This window comes from Rhizobium sullae, from assembly GCF_900169785.1.
Classification (GTDB): domain Bacteria; phylum Pseudomonadota; class Alphaproteobacteria; order Rhizobiales; family Rhizobiaceae; genus Rhizobium; species Rhizobium sullae.
The window spans coordinates 1-983 of sequence record NZ_FWER01000162.1; the positions used below are offsets into that span (position 1 = coordinate 1).

The window sequence follows — 983 nt, forward strand, 5'->3', positions numbered from 1 at the left end:
CGGCGCCGAAGGATATACCGACTATCCCTCCATCGCCGCCTCGAGCCGCGCCTGACAAACCGGCGCCGCGCTGCTGCGCGGCGTCTTCCGTCGTCCGGCGCCGCAGCCGGCCCCGCTCGACTGGCAGACCTTCCTGCCCTCGCTCCAGACATTAGGAGCTACAAGATCCATGCCGGTGGCATAACCGCCCTCGGCGAGCAGGGCTATCGCCATTACCTGCCTCTGGCGCTCCTACACCTGTGTGGCTCTAGGGCGACGATATCCTGTCATGGCTACCGCGCCTGAAGCTCAACGCGCCTCTCATCACCCGCGGCACGTCCTTGTTCAGCGACCCGAGCTGGGCCTCACCGAGAACAAGTCCGGCAACGCTCTTACGACGCAATGGGGCTGGGTGATCCGCATGTCGTCACCGGAGCGCGCCATTCTGGAACCCATCGACGAACTGCCCGCCCATGAGAGCTTCCACAATCTCGACACGGTGTTTGAGGGGCTCGCCACGCTCAATCCGCGCCGTCTGATGGCGCTGCTGCAGAGCTGCCGGAAGATCAAGGTCAGGCGCCTGTTCTTCGTGTTCGCCGATCGCCACAAACATTGCTGGCGTGAACGCCTTAATCCCGACGACTTCAAGCTCGGCACGGGCGACTGCACCCTGGTGAAGGGCGGCAAAATCCATCCCCCGCTACCGCATCATGGTCCCTTCGAAACCTCAACAGGAGCTGCCGATGGCCCGTGAAGCCTATGCCGCCTAGGTCGCGCTGCAGGTGCGGCTTCTACCCTTTATCGCAGCGGAAAAGGTCGTTGCGCTAAAGGGCGGGACCGCGATCAATCGCTTCTATCGCGACATGCCCCGGCTTTCGGTCGATATCGACCTGACCTTCTTGCCGGTCCGTGACCGCGCGGGGTGCCTAGCCGAGATCGATGAAACGCTGGATCGTATCACCGGCGCCGCCAACGGCGGCGCGCCCGGAGGCGTCGCGGCTAGC

General features: G+C 64.2%; 3 protein-coding genes. All 3 read left to right on the forward strand.

The genetic code is table 11. From position 1 onward, the window contains the following. Positions 1–285 (forward strand): hypothetical protein (locus BN1800_RS42110; protein ID WP_210191327.1); only part of this gene is annotated, 285 nt, incomplete at its 5' end. After that, positions 269–733: a type IV toxin-antitoxin system AbiEi family antitoxin domain-containing protein gene (locus BN1800_RS42115; RefSeq protein ID WP_244564836.1), complete on the forward strand. Its 465-nt coding sequence runs from the start codon at positions 269–271 to the stop codon at positions 731–733. The genes BN1800_RS42110 and BN1800_RS42115, both read left to right, overlap by 17 nt. Before the next feature lie 22 nt (positions 734–755). Next, positions 756–983, forward strand: a 228-nt coding sequence (locus BN1800_RS39520; RefSeq protein WP_244564837.1) for a nucleotidyl transferase AbiEii/AbiGii toxin family protein, incomplete at its 3' end; no start/stop codon positions are given.

What these genes read in the sequence shown, in the direction of transcription:
- BN1800_RS42115 (WP_244564836.1), top strand. Translation starts at nt 269, where the DNA reads ATGGCTACCGCGCCTGAAGCTCAACGCGCCTCTCATCACCCGCGGCAC.